We start from the raw sequence: 18,828 nt of genomic DNA on the forward strand, positions 1-18,828 counted from the left end.
TACAAGAGGAATTTATATATGCCGTCGTCAATCAAAGAAGTTTGGTTTGTAACTGGGTCACAACATTTATATGGCCCAAAAGTGTTAAACACCGTTGCAGATAATAGCGCTGCAATTGTTGCAGGTTTAAATAGCGAAGCTAATTTACCGGTTAACTTAGTGTGTAAGCCAACGGTGAAAACGCCTGAAGAAATTCATGCGGTGTGCCAAGCAGCAAACACCGATCCTAATTGTGTAGGTCTAGTATTATGGATGCATACGTTCTCACCCGCGAAAATGTGGATTGCTGGATTAAACGAGTTACGTAAACCATGGTTACACCTTCATACGCAATTCAATGCCGCGCTACCGTGGGCTGATATTGATATGAACTATATGAATACCCATCAAAGTGCCCACGGTGACCGTGAATTTGGTTTCATTGGTACTGTAATGCGCAAAGAGCGCAAAGTGGTTGCTGGCCACTGGCAACGTGCTGACGTACAAAAGCAAATTGATGATTGGTGTCGTGCAGCTAAAGGGTGGGCTGAGAGCCAAACACTTAAAGTGGCACGTTTTGGCGATAATATGCGTCAAGTTGCGGTTACTGAAGGTAACAAAGTTTCAGCACAAATCACCTTTGGTTATGAAGTACATGCCTTTGGCGTAGCGGAGCTCGTTAAAGTTGTTGATACCGTAACGGATGCCGAAGTAGATGCGCAGCTTGAAGTATACAAAACTGACTATGTGATTAGCGATGAAACGCTGCAAGACGATTACAAAGTATCGATGCTACGCAATGAAGCACGTTTAGAGCTTGGTATGGAGCGCTTTTTAGAAAAAGGTGGCTTTAAAGCATTCACTAACTGTTTTGAAGATTTATCAGGTTTATCAGGTTTACCAGGACTTGCAACGCAGCGCTTAATGGCGAAAGGCTTTGGCTATGGCGGCGAGGGCGACTGGAAAACAGCTGCCATGGTACGCATCATGAAAGTAATGGGTGAAGGCCGTGAAGGCGGTTGTTCATTCATGGAAGACTACACCTATAACATGGGCGATACTGACCAAGTATTAGGTGCTCACATGTTAGAAGTGTGTCCATCAATTGCTGCGCAAAAACCACGCCTTGAAGTTCACACTCATACCATTGGGGTGAAATGTGATGTGGGTCGTTTATTGTTTACTGCTAAAGCAGGTGAGGCAATTAACGTTTCGCCAATTGATATGGGTAATCGTTTTCGTATATTAATTAACGAAGTAGACACGGTAACCCCACCGGCTGAATTACCGCATTTACCGGTTGCATCAGCATTGTGGGAGCCAAAACCTAACCTATCAGTAGCGTCTGCTGCGTGGATCCATGCAGGTGGTGCACACCATACTGCGTACAGCCAAGCTGTTACCACCGATATGATCGTTGATTTTGCTGAAATGGCAGGTGTTGAAACCATGATTATTGATGCTGATACCAGTATCCGTGGTTTCAAAACAGAACTACGCCACAATGCAGCGTATTACATGTTAAAACGTGGGCTTTAATCACCTATAACGGCAGTGATCTAAGTTAACTAAATAAGCCAACTTTATAGTAAAGTTGGCTTTTGTTTTCTCAGAATTTGGAGTACAGATGCTCGATCTCACAAAATACCAAGGTATTATTTTTGATATGGATGGCACACTTATCGATTCGATGGGCTCTCATTTAAAAGCATGGGAGCTAACCTGCTATGCGTTTGATTATCCGTTTGATTATGATTATATGTATGGCTTAGGTGGCGTACCAACACTTGCCACAGTTGATATTCTTAATGAAAAATTTGGACTTAGTCATGACGCAGATGCCGTTGCAGAGCAAAAACATCAGTTTTGGCTAGGTTTAGACAGCAAACCAGAAATCATAACTGAAACAGTCGATGTATTAAACTATTACCATGGCAAAATGCCAATTGGGGTAGGTACTGGTGCGGATCGTGCGCATGCTGTTGACCATTTAACCCATACAGGGTTAATTGATAAGATTAAAACTTTAGTCACCGCCAGTGATGTTCGCCACGGTAAACCTCATCCTGAAACTTTCTTAACAGTAGCAAAGCAAATAGGAATTCAACCACAAAATTGTGTAGTGTTTGAAGACACGCAAATAGGTTATCAAGCAGCGACTGCGGCGGGTATGGATTGTATTTTAGTCAAAGACGGCAAAATACAACTAAAAACTTAGGCGAATAAATTTGCAATTACCTGTCAAATTGTATTATAAAAGTATAAATACAATTATAAAAAGGTTATTGGTATGTCATTGCAATGTGTAACTCAGCGCCTAACAGCGGTTCATCAGTCGTCAGCATCTATAAAAAAATTCTCTCGCGGTATCTTTGCAGTGGCAGTGTCATTTGGGATTGCCTTAACACCCGCGTGCGCTCATCAAGGAGACAAAATGACTCAATCACCTTCTGCTTTATTACAAGCTTATGGCAAGCTTGCCGATCAAACCCCTATTAACCAAGTAACGCTCACTAATAGTAATGGCGTGAGTGTTGATGTGATCAATTACGGCGGCATTATTACTCGTATCGAGACACCAGACAATAATGGCGACATGGGTAACATTGTTTTAGGTATGGATAATCTGGAAGATTATACGAATTCAACCACTTACTTTGGTGCAATCATTGGTCGATTTGGTAATCGTATTGCCAATGGTAAATTTAGCCTTAACGGTACCGACTATCAATTAGCCACTAATGATGGCGATAATCACTTGCACGGTGGCGTGCAAGGTTTTGATAAAAAAGTCTGGACCATGGTGCCATTTAGCACTGAGAACAGCGCCGGAGTAACACTTAAGCTTATAAGCCCTGATGGCGATCAAGGTTATCCAGGTACCTTGACCACGCAAGTAACTTATACGCTGACCAATAAAAATACCCTAAATATGCAATTTGTGGCAAAAACAGATAAGCCAACCATCATCAATATGACCCAGCACAGCTATTTTAACTTGGCGGGTAAGGGCGATATTCTCGATCATCAAATGCAAATCAACTCAAATGCAATTACCCCTGTGGATAGCGGTTTGATCCCAACAGGTGAGTTGATGCAAGTGGCGGGTACGCCATTTGATTTTAGAAATTCAAAAGCGATTGGCAAAGACATTAATATTGATGATGAGCAGCTTAAGCTTGGTAAAGGTTATGACCATAACTTTGTACTTAAAAACAAACCTAATCATGATTTGATTGAAGCCGCTAATGTGTATGAACCAAGCTCAGGGCGTACCTTGACTGTATATACCGAAGAGCCAGCGGTACAGTTTTACTCGGGCAACTTTTTAGATGGTAGCAGTAAACAAGCTTCAGGTTTAGTACATAAATTAAGAAGTGGTTTTTGTTTAGAGCCACAGCACTTTCCTGATGCGCCTAATCAGCCAAGATTCCCAAGCACGACATTGCTCCCAGGTGAGGTTTACTCAACTCGTATCGTGTATGAGTTTGGTACTAAGTAATAATCTTGCTCGATAAGCGTAGAGTGCCGTTTTTACACTGACGAACTCTATGTTACGGGCAACAACAGAAATCTAAAAAAGCAAAGCTTTCGAATCAAACCATCGCTCAATATGGATGGATAATAAAAATCAAGGGTGATAACAACAATGAATGCACAACATTACTTGCGCACTAAATTAAAGCGTACTGCTAAAGCAACAGGCCTTGTAGGTTTATTCGCTTTGTCTTTAAGCTCACTTAGTGGTTGTGAATCTACAACCCGCGCAGACACACAACAAACACAAGATGCAGCACCAATCGCGAACGCAAAAGCACCCACGCAAGATGATGGCGTGTTTACTAATCCATTATTTCCTAATGGTGCCGATCCATGGCTTGAGTACTGGGATGGTAACTATTACCTAACGACGACGACATGGACATCTGAATTGGTGATGCGTAAATCACCTACTTTAGCAGGACTTGCCGATGCAACCCCAGTCAATGTATGGTCAGCGACAGATCCTGCGCGTTGTTGTAACTTTTGGGCGTTTGAATTTCATCGTGTTAAAGGCCCTGAGGGCTACCGTTGGTACATGATGTATACAGCAGGGACTGATGGTACTTTAGATAACCAACATCTTAATGTATTAGAAAGTGCTGGTGACGACCCAATGGGCCCGTATGAGTACAAGGGCGCGCTCATGCCTGACGTATGGAATATTGATGGTAACTATTTAAGCTACAAAGATAAACTCTATGTTATTTATTCACAGTGGCAGGGCGATCAACAGCTTAATATTATTGCTGAAATGGAAAACCCATGGACGCTGAAAAAAGGCACGCCACATACTGTGATCACACGTCCTGAACTTGATTGGGAGATCAGCGGCCGTAAGGTAACCGAAGGTGCTGAAATTTTGCAGCATAACGGTCGTACTTTTATGACTTACTCAGCAAGCTTTTGTAACACGCCAGATTATAAGTTAGGTATGTTAGAACTGGTGGGTGATGATCCGCTAGATGCAAACAGCTGGAAGAAGTTTGAGCAACCAGTGTTTGAACGCACAGATGAAGTATTTGGGCCAGGTCATAATGGTTTCTTCACTTCTCCAGATGGCAGCGAAGATTGGTTGGTATACCACGGCAATGACTCAGTAGAACATGGTTGTAGTGCCACACGTTCTTTACGTGCGCAAAAATTTACTTGGAATGATGATGGCACGCCAAACTTTGCAAAACCTGTAACACCGGGTGTTGAAGTAGCTCCGCCATCAGGCGAATACGGACCACTGGTTACTCGTGTTCAAGGTCAGCGTTATAACCTAGTAAATGCAACCAGTGGTTTATGCTTAGACATTGCAGCCGATCCTCAAGATGCGCGTGCTGTGCAACGTCAATGTGCTGCAACCAATGGTCAGTGGGTGATTGATGCCACTACAGATGGCTTTGTCCGTTTAGCAAATCGTGAAGACAGCAAGTTTTTAGAGTTGGCTAATTGTAGCGATGCTGATAATGCGAAAACGCAATCTGCTGCATGGCGTAATAACTTCTGTCAGCAATGGAAAGTAGCACCAAGCACTGATGGAAATGTCACTATTACTAACCGTTACACTGAAAAACCATTAGCCGTAGCAGGGTGTTCAGGCGCACAAAATCAAGCGGTTTTACAACAAGGTAAAGATACTGCATGTGCTGATTGGCAGTTACAGCCAGTTGGCAGCGTGGCAGTAATGAGCCAACAAAGTGGTAAAGCGTTGAGTGTTGCTGGTACTGTTAAAGCAGGCACTAATGTTGAGCAACAAGCGTTTACTCATAGCGATGCCCAGCAGTGGTTTTTTGCACCAACAGATACTGGTTACGTTGCTTTAAAACAAGACCTTGAAAGTGGTTATTGCGCCGCGGTGGCAAACAATGCCTTAGTGCCCGGTGCCAATGTTGAAATGGCTGCGTGTGATAGTAAAACCGCACAATGGCGTATTGCCCCAGTGGATGGTGGCGGCGTAATGCTAATTAACCGTTATACAAAACAAGCGCTGGGTTTAAGTGATTGTGGTCTTGCAGATAAAACTAATTTTGCACAACAACCTGATTTAGGAAACAAGTGTCAGATTTTCCACCTTCGTGAACCTAACTAGTCACTAAACATGTTCGACTCTTACCAAGCCACTACTTTGTTAGTGGCTTTTATTTGGTTTGCTGCAAATTAGTGAATTTTATTAGCCCATTTTTCACCAGCTGGTGTCCGGCGCCATTTAAAATAATCATCAAGTGTTTCTAAGGCTTGTTTGTCAGGGACTGGTCCTACTTCGGCTTGCTGTTGAAAATACATAGTACTTGGCTTTTCGTTATTAAAAGCGGGCCAATGGGGCAGGGTATTGTCATTTGGATTGCCATTTTTGGCAAAATTAGTCCAATAGGTGGCCATTGTTTGTGACATTTTTAAATCGTTTTTGGTTACATTCGGATCTGATTTATTTAGATTTTTAAACATGTAGGCAATTTCATGGCCATGGCCAGCACCATGATCTTCATTTTTGGCGCCTTTTTCACGCTTTGGGTGATGGTCGAAGTAATAAAAGTATGCTGGGGCTTTACCATACTGACTTTGTAACTTAGCCCAACTCCATGTATGCCAACCAAATGCTGCATCGCGAACTAGATTTCGAGCACTGCGAGGAATGCTGTTTTTTGCAACAGGGTAAGCTTCAAGTAAGCTCGGTGCAAATTGACCAAAACGGGTTTTTACTCCATCAACAAAATTATTAACATCAGGGTCCCACACAAAGCTGACGCCTTCATCGGAATTATAGCCAACTAAGGCTGGGACATCATTAAACTTGCCTTGTTGATAGAGTTTATATTGGTCGCCTTTGATCACATAACCATCAACGATAGGCCAGCCACCAGGCAGTGACCAACCTTTTGGAATAAAGGTGTCTGCGCTCATTTTTCGCAGCTGTGCAATGGAGGTTGTGCCAAACTGTTTTACATAGTCGAAACCCTCTGCTTGAGCCTGCTCTAAGGTCGACATGTTTTCACCAGGGTAGTTTTTAATGCGAGTAGGGCCAAATGAACCGCCACTTTGCGAAATAACTTTGTTAAATAGACCACTTGCTAACGGTGACGCTGCAAGCATACTCACTGATATACCGCCCGCGGATTCACCCGCGATAGTGACATTGTTAGCATCACCACCAAAATGGCTGATATTGTTTTTAAGCCACTTTAAGGCGGCAATTTGATCGAGTAAGCCGTAATTTCCAGAGACACCTGCTGGGCTTTCCTTATTAAGTTCAGGGTGGGCTAAAAAACCTAATTGGCCAACACGATAGGCGATAGACACTACAATCACGCCTTTATTCGCAAGCTCAGTACCATCAAAAATAGGATCGGATGAACTGCCAAAACTAAAGCCTCCCCCGTAAATCCAAACTAATACAGGGAGCTTTTCATTATCGGATTGTGCGGGTGTCCAAATATTTAAATATAAGCTATCTTCACTGACTCCAGATACCGGATTGCCTGCCTGTATTGGTGCTGGGGCATATTCTTGTGCTTTAAGTACACCTTGCCATTTTTCAGCCGGTTGCGGGGCTTTCCAACGTAATTCACCAACGGGTGGTTTAGCAAACGGCACGCCTTTAAAAACCGCCAGGTTTTGCTGGGCGGTGCCCTGAAGTTTACCTTGTGCCACAGTGACTTGGGTGAGCGGCTCAGCGTTTACACAGGCCGTTGTTGCAGTTAAAAATGCAGCATATAAAAGCCGCTTAAGTGTTGAGGTGTTCATAATCATTCCTTTTCAAATTGCTTTGCTTTTATATCCCAATTAATAAAGTCAGCTGTATTACCCTGCAAAAATAGCGTTGCATTGGTTTGCTTATCTTTTAATTGCCAATCCAACCATTTGATAGCTAGCTTTGAGAACGAACCACCAAACGGCTGCTCAAACGTTCCTGAATGCCCCGCGGTTTTATGATTAGCAAACACAATTGGCACATGATTTATACGCTGATAATCAAGCTTGGCATTTTCTGTGGCAATATCGGTTGGCCCACCGACAAAATAAATAACAGGCGCATGTAAGTTTTGCAGTGACTTAACATCGGCGCTTGCCATGGTCATATCACCAATGCCTGAATTAAACATTAAATAACTGCTGACTCTTTCATCTGCTGCAGTGGCAAGTAGTTGCGCGCCACCACACGATTGGCCTGCAATAGCGATTTTCTTAAGGTTTGCGCTTTGGTAAAATTCACTCAGCGGATTTGCAGATTGCGCTGTGATCCAATCAATCGCGTGAGGGATCATGCTATTACTGGCTTTATTTAAGGGCCTGTCATCAAGGCTGTTTTGCATTTTTCCTAATGCAATCACTAAGTAACCATGCGAGGCAATGTCTGAGAGCATATGCTCAAAGGGAAATGAGGTATCCATGCAGCCGCCGTTCGCAAATACTACAACGGGTAGTTTTATTGACTGATTTAACTCGTTCGGGCGGTATATAACATAGTTACCTAACGAGGTTTCAGTGTCTGCAATGGCGCTAAATGGGCCACTGCCACCTTGATCTATCACTTTAAAGTCGGCTGTTTTAGCAAAGCCAAGTGAGGGTATCAAGCATAGTAAGGTGATGAAAAGACGTTGCATAGCCCCTTCCTTAGTTAATATTGTATTATAAATGCCACTGTATATGATGTTGTGTAAGTTGAAAATAAAAAGTTAAAAAAAAGCCAGACTCTCGTCTGGCTTTTCACGACAACAAACTATTGGGTAAGGCAGCTCACCCTAAATAGTTTACTCTTGTGCAGTAGCTGCATCGTAGAGTGCTTTGATTGCGTCAGCATCGATTGCCCCGTTAAATATTTTTAACTCATCAACCGCGCCGTTGTATGGTGTATCCCAGTAGTTTACACCTAACGCAAATTCATTGGTTTCTCCCTCAACAGTAAATACGCGAGGGAAGCCACCTGCTTCAATTTTAAGCTCACCGTTTACATACATCTTCAAGGTGTCACCGTTGGTTCCGTCAACAGTGAAGGCAATATGAGTCCATTCTTTTGCTGGCAGTCGCATGCCTAAATCACCATTATCAAAGAACGCACCGCCGCCATTTGCCCAAAGGCGAATCGTATTCGAATCAACCATTGAGGGGACTAAGCTTATCCATGCAGACGAGCTTGCACCTGCAAAAAATGCAGTGGTGTAATCTGAGAACATTTCAGGTTTTAACCACATAGATACAGAATAATCATTGGTGGTGATCAAGTTATTTGGTAAACGAACCCCTGAACCTTGTAGGAATACTGCTTGGCCTTTAATACCTTCAACAAAAGTCACGTTACCGCCAGTGTTATCAATACGGTCTCCAGTAGGTTTTGCATTTGCATAAGCGGCGTTTAGTTCAGCTAAGTCGCCTTCAAAGCTGTATTCAGCAGGTGCCAGCGACTTGACTGTAACTTCAAAAGTTTTGGTATCGGTAAAGTCTTTATAGTTAATTGTTGCAGTTAAAGTAACAACTTGGTCACTCGCATTGGCGCTTGGCTGATTAACAACGGCAGTGCCATTAACCGGTTTTAAGAACTCTTCATTATTTGACGTCCAGCTAATCCCTGACACAAATGGCCCAACACGAGGCAATTCAAAGCTTTCACGTATGGCAGTCACATCACCTAAATCAAGTGCATCTTTCACAAACCCTGCAAATTTATCTTGGTCTGTTAAGTTATTAATTGCTGCAGCGTTGATATCTAAGCTATTTAGGGCGTAATCATAGACAATAAACTCATCGATTTGACCTTGGAATGGTGTATCCCAGCCAAAATTTACACCCAGTGCAAATTTAGCTGTATCAGCACTAAACATATCAGGGCGTGGCATTGAGCCAACAAGTGAACCATTAGAGTAGTACTTCATTGTGCCGTTAGCATAAGTGATAGTTACGTGACTCCATTGTCCAGCGGTTGCACCTTGAGTCATCTCAATTTGATTCCATTGCTCAACCTCTGGTTCAACTAGGTAGCGACTCCATAAAATTGTATTTGTGGTGAAATGAGGAGCGCCCCCAGGGATATAACTTACCCAACGATCAGCATTCTCAGCTGCAAAAAAGGCAGGGCTATAACCCGTTACAACATCAGGTTTAGACCAAAATGCAACTGTGTAACTATCTGAGTTGATTATGTCATCGGGTAACCTAACACCGGTCGCACCATCAAAATCGAATGCTTGACCTGTTTGACCGGCAGTATAGGCCGGCGTACCAACACCTGTATTGTCCAAGTTGTTATCAGTGGTCATGGCATCAGCAAGGTTGCTTAAATTATCTGTTAAGCCGTTTTCAAAGCTATAGTGCGCAATCGCATTTTTAAATACGGGGCGCGCTTTTAGATTAACATTGAACGTTTTGGTGATAGTTTCACCATTAAGTGACATATTAGCGGTTAATGTAACTGCTTGGTCGCCCCGATCAGGGGTGGGAATAAATACGGAGCCATTTGCATCAATGTAATATTCATTACTTGATTCCCAGCGAATAGTCGTACCCGCTTTCCCTTTGGTTGGCAATGAATAACCTTCATCATTAATTGACAGCTCGGTCTTAATATTTAATGCATCGCTCACGGTTGCTAAAACACTGGCAGTTTCATCAATTTCAGCGACTTTACTGCCCCAGACTGTGGTATTTTCTAACGATACTGCAGAAAAAGTGACGACAAGATCTTTTTTACCATCATCCCATTGCCATTTAGCCACACCATAGTAAGTGCCAGACTCAAGTTCAAGTTTAACGCTTGAATCATCAACCATGTACCAAATACCAGTTTCATCACCTGTTACTGAATGATCGGCATTTAAAGCAATATGAGTAGAGCGCACTGCGCTGGTATTAACATCAGTCCCATGGTTTATAAATTTGTAGTAACCGTATAGTTGCTCAGCCACCACTAAATTATCACCTTCTAATGGCACATAACGTTGCGGTGAGGTTACCGGCCAACCGGTTGAATTAATAAACATCTCATGCACGCGAACTTGGTGAGCTTCACTCGCTGTTGGAAACTGTGTAGAGGTTTGTGGGAAACGCGTGTGGGTAATCAATAAGTGACGGCCAGTCGCTTCGTCGTAATGGGCAGAGTTATGGCCCGGTGATTGATAACCCCATGCTGGTGAGGTTTCCCCCAGCTCTTGGGTGTATTCAAAACCACCTAATAGTTTTTCACCGATCTCTAAACCACCAACAGCGGCAATATCATTGCCTGCGGTATCTAAGTATGGGCCATTCGGAGTTTTTGAACGTGCTACACGAATGTTATAGCCACCGTTTACATCAAAACCAGCTACTGAGTAAAATAAATAATAGTAGTCACTTTCAGGGCTATACATAGCAAAGGCGCCTTCAATAGCTCTAAAGTCACCACCCACCAAATGTTTACCATAGCCTTGCTCAGCATCTGGCGTACCCGTTTCTTCATCCATTGCCAGTACAAAGATACCGCCAGAATATGAGCCATAAACTATCCATAATTGCCCGTCTTTATCATAAAAAGCGGCGGGGTCAATGACATTTGGATCAACGGCGCCATTCCACGTTGTTTGGCCGTTATCAAGAGGGAACTGTGCAAACTCTTCATCGTTGCGATAGCCACTGCGTAAAAATACGCCTTTATTTTTATATGGGCCTTCAATATTATCAGCTTCTGCGAGGCCTAAGTATGAGCGGTTCCAGCATACTTCATCGACTACATCGACTACATCGGGTGTATCTGGGTTGTCTTGTGCGCAGTGGTTATAATAAAACCAAAATTTACCATTGGGTGCTTTAATAACATCAGCAGCCCAGTTACCGGTAAAGCCGTCTGTCCATTGAATACCTTCTGCAATTTCGCTCGTGTAATTAAAGTCAAAAAGCGGGCTTTCATTCACGGCTTCATTAGCGGAAAGGCTTGAAATCATTTCCCAGTTTAATAAGTCTGTTGATTTTGCTGCCGCTAAATGCGAACCAAAAATGTAATAAGTACCGTCAGTTTCAATGACTGATGGATCGTGCACGCCAACATAAGTAACCGCCACATTACCTCGTTCATTGTATTTAACACTATCACTGACAGTTGGTTTGGCACTTTGTGGCTGGGCAACTGCTGGTGATGACTCAAGCTTAGTGCCTTCCTCGGAGCATGCTGTAACAGCTAAAGCGCAGGTGATCACCATCGCTAATTTGGTTAGTTTCATTTTGTGTGTCCTCTTTATATCGAGATATTGTTGTTATTTAATTATGTGTTCAATGAATGCCAGAGTCTGAAATGCAAACCAACATGCTATTATAATTTTATAGTACAATTCAAACTGTGCAAGTTTATTACATGAGTAAATTTCTTGTTAATTTCGTTACGTGTCTAACTTGTTAATTTATAAATTATTTTATTTTTTTTAGGTGGGTTGGATAAATATTTAGCTGACTAAAGAAAGCAGTGGTTAACATAAAATAGATACAAGGGTTATTTTATGATGTTATTTTTAAATAGTTGAAGATTTTGATGCTGACAGATTTAAGTGAGGAGCATTTATGGTTTAAAAATGCTCCTACACGAGTTATGTGCTAGCTAGTTTTGGCTTTCAATCCCTTCGGATGTCATTATTACGCGTTTTAATGAACCATCTTTATTGTAATATAGCGGGTCTATTGCCACCGAGCGGCGAAAGCGTCCGCCACTGGGCTTACCGTCTTTTGGTGGTACTGCACCAGTGTGATAAATAAAGTAACTTTTACCTTTAAATTCTATAATTGACTGATGATTAGTTTCACTGTTTCCTGCAATTTCATTTAAAATGCCTTTATATTCCCATGGACCATGAACACTTTTACTCATGGCATAACAGATTTTTTCAGGGAACTCGCATGCATAAGAAACATAATAGTATTCATCTTTCTTATGAACCCACAGTGCTTCGGTAAAGTTTGGTAAATCAATGGTTTTAATTTCACCATCGAGATGAAGTAAGTCATCACTAAGTTTTACATATTTAGGTATTAAGTTGCCAAAAAATAGGTAGGTATCACCGTTCTCTTCTTCATAGATAGCCGGATCAATATCATCCCAATCATTAGGAGTGTGTTTAGTCATGTCATCGGTAACAAGAGCGTGACCGATAGCATCTTTAAATGGGCCTGTGGGTGACTTTGAGGTTGCAACACCAATAGCAAAACCGGGTTTAGTATCATCATGGCGCACAGTGGTGAAAAAATAAAAGGTACCGTTGCGCTCGATCATATGCGATGCCCATGCCTCTCCTTTCGCCCATTTAAAGTCAGTAGCTTTCATAATTGGGCCGTGTTTTTTCCAATTCATCATATCGGTTGAGGAAAATGCGAGCCAGTCATGCATTTCAAAAAAAACATCGTTGTTAGGAGCTTCATCGTGGCCAGTATAAAGATAAACCGTGTTGTTGTGTACAAGTGCAGCAGGATCAGCAGTAAATATATCTTTGAAAAGTGGATTTTGTGCAATAGCCAAGCTACTCGAAAGTAATAAAGGCACAGTAAGGTATTTTAAATTAAACATTAGTTCTCCCCATGGGTAGTAATGTAGTGAACAAAAGATGCTTTAAAAATTACAAGTATAATAACAAAAGTCAATAATTTGTATTATTATATTTTCATTGTGAAAATATAGAGTGCTATCTAGTTTTTATTTTAAATTCATTATTATCAGTGCTTTGCCTTTTAAATCTAAATGTAGCTAATGGGGGAATTAGTTTTATGCTGCTTATTTTTAATTCAAAAATTATATTGACTGTTAAATAATCATACAATACTATTAAATTGAGGCAGCAATTAATTAACATATCAACACAATACACAAATCAATATTCTCAACTGACAACAAGCATATTGAAGTGGTAAACCAGAGACAGAAGCACCTAATTAATCTGTCAATATAACTATAATTTGGAGAGCACCGCTAATGTTAAAAAGAACACACATAGCTAGCGCAATTTTAATGGCAATATCGACTCAATTTGCCTATGCACAACAAGAGCAAACACAAGCTCAAAAAGTAGATGCCGATGCAATAGAGGTTATTGAGGTATCGGGAATACGTGGAAGTTTAAATAAAGGTTTGAACATTAAGCGACAGTCATTACAAGTTGTTGATGCGATTGTTGCCGAAGATATAGGTAAGTTTCCAGATAACAACGTTGTTGAGGCGCTACAACGGGTAACAGGCATACAGGTTACCGACCGTGGTGCTGGCGAGGTAAACACAGTATCTATCCGAGGTTTGACGGACGTGACAACAACGGTCAATGGTCGACAAGTATTTACAGCTTCAGGTCGTAATGTAGCGCTTGCAGATATTCCAGCAGCTTTATTAGAAAGTGTTGATGTATTCAAAACGCGTTCCGCTTCGCAAGTAGGTAGTGGTATTGCAGGTCAAATTGATATCAAAACTCAGCGTCCATTTAACTTTGATGGTTCAAAAGTAGTTGTTTCTGCTCGGGGAGTTTACCAAGACCAAGTAGAAGATGTTGATCCAATTTTATCTGCACTGGCGAGTAACCGCTGGGAGTCAAGCATGGGGGAGTTTGGTGCGTTGATCAACCTCTCATATGCTGAAACAAATTATCGTGACCAAAATATGGCCGCAGGTGCAATGGTACCATTTATGACTCTTAATCCGGCTACAGGGTTTGCGCCGTTCGAACGAATTCAGGTTAAAGATGGGCGTGTAAGTGAAAACCCTATTTGGCAACCAGGGCTCGAGAATGGCTTACCATATCAATCTGGCTCAACGCTTGATGTTAATGGTGTGCCAACTGAATATTATCTGTCACGCGATGCCGTTTTTTCTAATGACTTAACTGGTAAGCGTGAACGCCCAGCAGCTAACCTTTCATTGCAATGGCGCCCTAATAGCGACTCACAATATACATTTGAAGCATTTTATAATGGTTTCCGCAATGAATCATTTAATTCACTTAGTTTTACTTTTGTCGATTTTTGGGGGCAGGCTGACACCATGGCTCCACCAGTAACGTTTGATGGCACTAATGTTATAAAAGAGCGTTATGTTGATGTGCCCTATGGCTTCAATAGTGGTGATTTAACTGTAAGTCAAACAGACAGCTACGTGTTTGCATTAGGTGGAGAATGGACTATTAATGATAACTTTAATTTGTCTTCTGAAGTTTATTATCAGAATAGTAAGTTTGAAACTGAGTTTTTAGCAATGCGAAGTGAACGTGTTGCCTATGGTTTAAATGTTGATTTCAATGATAAGGATGGCATGCCGGGACTAGAATACTTAGATAACCCTGCGACATCCGCTAATGAAGCTGATTTAACCGATACCTCTCAATGGAATGTTGCTCAACTGTATGATAATGGTGGTAATCGCAAAGGTGATTCATTAACGTTTACATTAGATGGTGAACTGTTTGTCAATACTTATGGTTTTGATGAAGTGAACTTTGGTATTAAGTACGATAGTAAAGGGGCTTCAGAAGCGTCACGAGAATCTAGATTTGACGTAGATATTCTTGGGCAATCCTTTTCATCACTGGACGAGAGTTTAGCTTCAGTAAATGAAGATTTTTTTGATAGCAAAGCAAACTGGCCATCATCTTGGGTTGCACCAAGTGGTCACTATATTCATGCTAATCGTGGCTATTTCCGTGAACTATACGGCATAAAACCTGAAAGTTTATTACTAGAAAAAACATTCGATGTTGAGGAGAAGTCTTACGCGGCTTATATTCAAGGTAATTTTTCAAGCACATTATTTGGTCGTGAAATTGATGGCCAAGTAGGTCTTCGCTACGAAAATGCTAAAGTAGATATGACCTTCTTTGATATTGATCAAAACCCTACCGCTGTTAGTTCGGCAGAAAATAGTTCATCGGCTTGGTTACCTAGCTTTGTTGTCCGTTACCATTTAAGCGAGGATTTACTTGCCCGTGCAGCCTACACTCAGACTATTCGTCGCCCTGAGTTTTCACAGCTAAATTCGTTTATATATTATACTGAAGATGTAACGGATATTGGTTATGGAACTGCAAATGGGGGAAATCCAAGTATAGAGCCCGTTGAATCGAAAAACTATGATTTAACATTAGAGTGGTATTTTGCAGAAGCAAGTTCACTCTATGGGACATTATTTAAGCGCGATATTGAAGGGTTTGTTTACGGCTCTAACCGTATTATTCAATATCAAGGCCCAGATGAGACTGAACCTGAGGATTATATCCTTACTCAACCAGATAATTCGTCAAATGGAACATTGAATGGTTTAGAATTAGGTCTTGTGTATTTCCCTGACAACTTGCCTGATTGGTTAATGGGTGCAGGTGTTCAAGCGAGTGCTACCCTACTTGATTCAAAACAAGACTTACCAAAGTATAATGATGTAGGTGAGTTAGTTGGTACAGATTCGCGTGATATGTTTGGTGTGTCTGAATTATCTTACTCAACAGTTCTCATTTATGAACGTGAAGACTTTGATATACGTTTGGCCTATCTATGGCGTGATGATTTCTTAAATAGTTACGAGGCAGCACAGTTTGCTAACCCGCTGGGTATATACCGTAGCCCTGAGAAGAGCTTAGATTTTCAGATAAGCTATGATGTTACAGAAGATCTGATGGTGACATTTGATGGTACTAACTTAACACAAGAGACGTATCAAAGTTATTACGAGTACCCAACTACTCATAATTCAAATAATGCACTATATAGCCGCACGTTTGCATTAGGTGTGCGTTACTCTTTCTAATAATCTACTTAAATTAAAGCCTCAGACTACCTGAGGCTTTTTTATTGTGAAGGTAGTACGTTTAATTCCCACCATATCTTTACGAAAATAGTTGCATGCTAATTAGTATGATAATACTATTTATATTGTTAGCATTAAGTTTACAAAAATAACGAATTCAATGAACATCACAATGCTTTGCAATCGAAATTAGATTCGATACTTGTATAACATATTAATAATGATGGTCTTTTTTCTTTTTTAAATATGTTGCTTTATATAACATATTTTAAAAATCAGGTAGTTGTATGGAAAATCAAAAGTTATCAGTTGTTGAAAAAGTCGGTTTTGGTGCCGGTGATATGGCAGTAAACGTTATGGTTGCTGCATTATTTTATTTTATGTCGTTTTTCTACACCGACATTTATGGTCTTGACCCTGTTGATATGGGGATTTTATTTTTAGTTGCACGTTTTGTTGATGCGTTTACTGACCCATTAATGGGCGTGATTACCGATAAAGTAAAAACACGCTGGGGGCAGTTCCGCCATTGGTTCTTATTTTTATCTGTGCCCTATGGGATTTCAATCGTTCTACTATTTACCACGCCAGATTTTGATTACAACATGAAGTTGCTGTGGGCTTATCTTACCTATTTATTTGCCACCTTAATGTTTACTGGTGTGGCTATTCCTTATATTTCATATATCGGTGTATTAACCGCAGATCCAAAAGAGCGATTATCCGCAAACGGATACCGAATGTTTTTTGCCAAAATAGCGAATGTAGTTATTGTGTTTTCAGTTCCCTTACTAGCGTCTTTGTGGGGCGGTGGCGATATTGCTCATGGTTATAAACTGGCAATGATTTTAGTGTCCACTTGTGGTGTAGCATTGTTTCTATTTTGTTTTTTTACTACTCGTGAACGTATTACTCATGAACCTCAGACAGAAAGCATCGCAACACAATTTAAAACATTATTGAAAAACGATCAGTGGTTATTATTATGTGCTGCATGCGTGCTCGGTACTTTAGGTTACGCAATTCGTGGCAGTGTCGCTATGTATTATGCAACTTATTATTTAGGTGAACCAAGTCTTGCTGGAGCGTTTACCAGTGCTGGTATTGCCGCATCAATTGTATCTATGATCGCTAGTACATGGATCACCCAACGCTATTGCAAAATGAAGCTATTTCGTCAATCACAAATCGCGGTGTTATTCATATCTGTTGTAATGTATTTTGCTGTGCAACCTGGAGATGTATATCTTGCCTTCTTTTTATACATTATTCTTTCCTTTGTGGTTGATTTACACGCCCCCGTGTTTTGGTCAGCCATAGCTGAAGCCGTTGATTATGGTGAAATTAAAGACGGTGTACGTGCCTCAGGATTATCGTTTGGTGGCATCTCATTTTGCCAAAAAGCGGGTGGCGGGTTAGCAGGTCTTGCCGGTGGTTTACTATTAGCATTTTTTGAATACAAACCAAATGTTGAGCAAACAGAATTCACCTTGATGGGTCTTGCTTTAATGCTGACTGTTATTCCAGGAGTATTTCATGCATTGCTGGGCTTTATATTAAAGAAATACAAAATTACAGATCAATATTATACCGACATGGTTAAAAACCAACGGTTACCAGAATAATTTTAGGAGCATTTATGTCAACTTTACCTAAGCCTTTGATCCCACAACGTGCTGACCCATATATTCATAAGCACACAGATGGTTATTATTATTTTACCGCGTCTGTTCCTGCCTATGATGGCATTGAACTACGTCGTGCAAAGACGCTTGAAGGACTTGCAACGGCAACACCAAAAATGGTCTGGATGAAGCCACAAACAGGTCCGTACTCGGAGCTTATTTGGGCACCTGAGATCCATTTTAATGATGGCGCTTGGTATGTTTATTTTGCCGCAGCACCGAGTCGTGAAATTAAGCACGATTTATTTCAACACCGTATGTATGCAATTAGCTGTAAAGATGCGGATCCGATTGAGGGTGAGTGGCAGTTTTGCGGTCAAATTGAAACCCCATGGGATACTTTTTGTTTAGATGCCACGACTTTTTATCATAATGATGAGCTTTATTATTGTTGGGCACAAAAAGAACCGGGTGTAAAAGGTAACTCAAATCTGTACTTGGCAAAAATGTCATCACCAATAGAGATCTCTGGCGAAATCACGCGTTTAACCATCCCTGAACTTGATTGGGAAATAATTGGTTTTTGGGTGAATGAAGGCCCTAACGTACTTAAACGTAACGGTAAAATATTCTTAACGTATTCAGCCAGTGCCACCGATGAAAACTATGCTATGGGCTTGCTATATGCGGACCTAGATAGTGATTTATTAGATATAAATAGCTGGACTAAAGTACAAGAGCCGGTATTTCGTAGTAATGAGCCTAAGTCGATGTTTGGCCCCGGGCATAACAGTTTTACGCAAGATGAAAATGGTAATGACGTACTGGTTTATCACTGTCGTCAATATACTGAAATTGAAGGTGACCCACTGTGGAACCCAGATCGTCATACCTTCACAAAATCATTAAATTGGGATGATAACGGTATGCCTGTTTTTGGTAAACCTGGCGAACAATAAAAATAACAAA

The 18,828-nt window shown here is 41.1% G+C and carries 11 protein-coding genes; 7 read left to right on the forward strand and 4 right to left on the reverse strand.

Annotated features, from left to right (window positions below):
• The first annotated feature begins 18 nt into the window (after positions 1-18).
• The 4 genes from araA (at position 19) to DK924_RS11095 (ending at position 5,599) form a co-directional block, all read left to right on the forward strand.
• Positions 19-1,518, forward strand: a complete 1,500-nt coding sequence (araA, locus tag DK924_RS11080) for an L-arabinose isomerase (RefSeq protein WP_010389204.1) — start codon at positions 19-21, stop codon at positions 1,516-1,518.
• A gap of 88 nt (positions 1,519-1,606) precedes the next feature.
• A complete protein-coding gene (locus DK924_RS11085) occupies positions 1,607-2,197 on the forward strand; it encodes an HAD family phosphatase (RefSeq protein WP_109875178.1) in 591 nt (196 codons plus the stop codon).
• A 72-nt stretch (positions 2,198-2,269) separates the two neighbouring features.
• Positions 2,270-3,481, forward strand: coding sequence for an aldose epimerase family protein (locus DK924_RS11090; protein ID WP_109875179.1), 1,212 nt, complete (start codon positions 2,270-2,272; stop codon positions 3,479-3,481).
• 147 nt (positions 3,482-3,628) lie between these two features.
• On the forward strand, positions 3,629-5,599 hold the full coding sequence (locus DK924_RS11095) for a family 43 glycosylhydrolase (RefSeq protein ID WP_109875180.1): 1,971 nt from the start codon (positions 3,629-3,631) through the stop codon (positions 5,597-5,599).
• 68 nt (positions 5,600-5,667) lie between these two features.
• Here DK924_RS11095 and DK924_RS11100 read toward each other — a convergent pair whose 3' ends face one another.
• The 4 genes from DK924_RS11100 to DK924_RS11115 all read right to left on the reverse strand — a co-directional run bounded on the left by DK924_RS11100 (position 5,668) and on the right by DK924_RS11115 (position 13,024).
• Entirely contained in the window at positions 5,668-7,251 is a 1,584-nt protein-coding gene (locus tag DK924_RS11100) for a carboxylesterase/lipase family protein (protein WP_109875181.1), read from the reverse strand.
• A 2-nt stretch (positions 7,252-7,253) separates the two neighbouring features.
• On the reverse strand, positions 7,254-8,111 hold the full coding sequence (locus DK924_RS11105) for an alpha/beta fold hydrolase (RefSeq protein ID WP_109875182.1): 858 nt from the start codon (positions 8,109-8,111) through the stop codon (positions 7,254-7,256).
• 147 nt (positions 8,112-8,258) lie between these two features.
• Positions 8,259-11,693 carry a LamG-like jellyroll fold domain-containing protein gene (locus DK924_RS11110; protein WP_109875183.1) on the reverse strand — a complete coding sequence of 1,145 codons (3,435 nt, stop codon included), beginning with the start codon at positions 11,691-11,693 and terminating at the stop codon, positions 8,259-8,261.
• Between the two features lie 371 nt (positions 11,694-12,064).
• Entirely contained in the window at positions 12,065-13,024 is a 960-nt protein-coding gene (locus DK924_RS11115) for a glycoside hydrolase family 43 protein (RefSeq protein WP_054201310.1), read from the reverse strand.
• 402 nt (positions 13,025-13,426) lie between these two features.
• On the opposite strand from DK924_RS11115, the gene DK924_RS11120 reads away from it, so the two are divergent.
• From DK924_RS11120 to DK924_RS11130, 3 genes are all read left to right on the forward strand, one after another.
• A complete protein-coding gene (locus DK924_RS11120) occupies positions 13,427-16,234 on the forward strand; it encodes a TonB-dependent receptor (RefSeq protein WP_109875184.1) in 2,808 nt (935 codons plus the stop codon).
• Between the two features lie 287 nt (positions 16,235-16,521).
• Positions 16,522-17,859 carry an MFS transporter gene (locus DK924_RS11125; RefSeq protein WP_109875185.1) on the forward strand — a complete coding sequence of 446 codons (1,338 nt, stop codon included), beginning with the start codon at positions 16,522-16,524 and terminating at the stop codon, positions 17,857-17,859.
• Positions 17,860-17,873: 14 nt separating this feature from the next.
• Positions 17,874-18,818 carry a glycoside hydrolase family 43 protein gene (locus DK924_RS11130; RefSeq protein WP_010389190.1) on the forward strand — a complete coding sequence of 315 codons (945 nt, stop codon included), beginning with the start codon at positions 17,874-17,876 and terminating at the stop codon, positions 18,816-18,818.
• The last annotated feature ends 10 nt before the right edge of the window (positions 18,819-18,828 follow it).

The sequence above is a fragment of the Pseudoalteromonas sp. meg-B1 genome, assembly GCF_003173795.1.
GTDB lineage: Bacteria > Pseudomonadota > Gammaproteobacteria > Enterobacterales > Alteromonadaceae > Pseudoalteromonas > Pseudoalteromonas undina.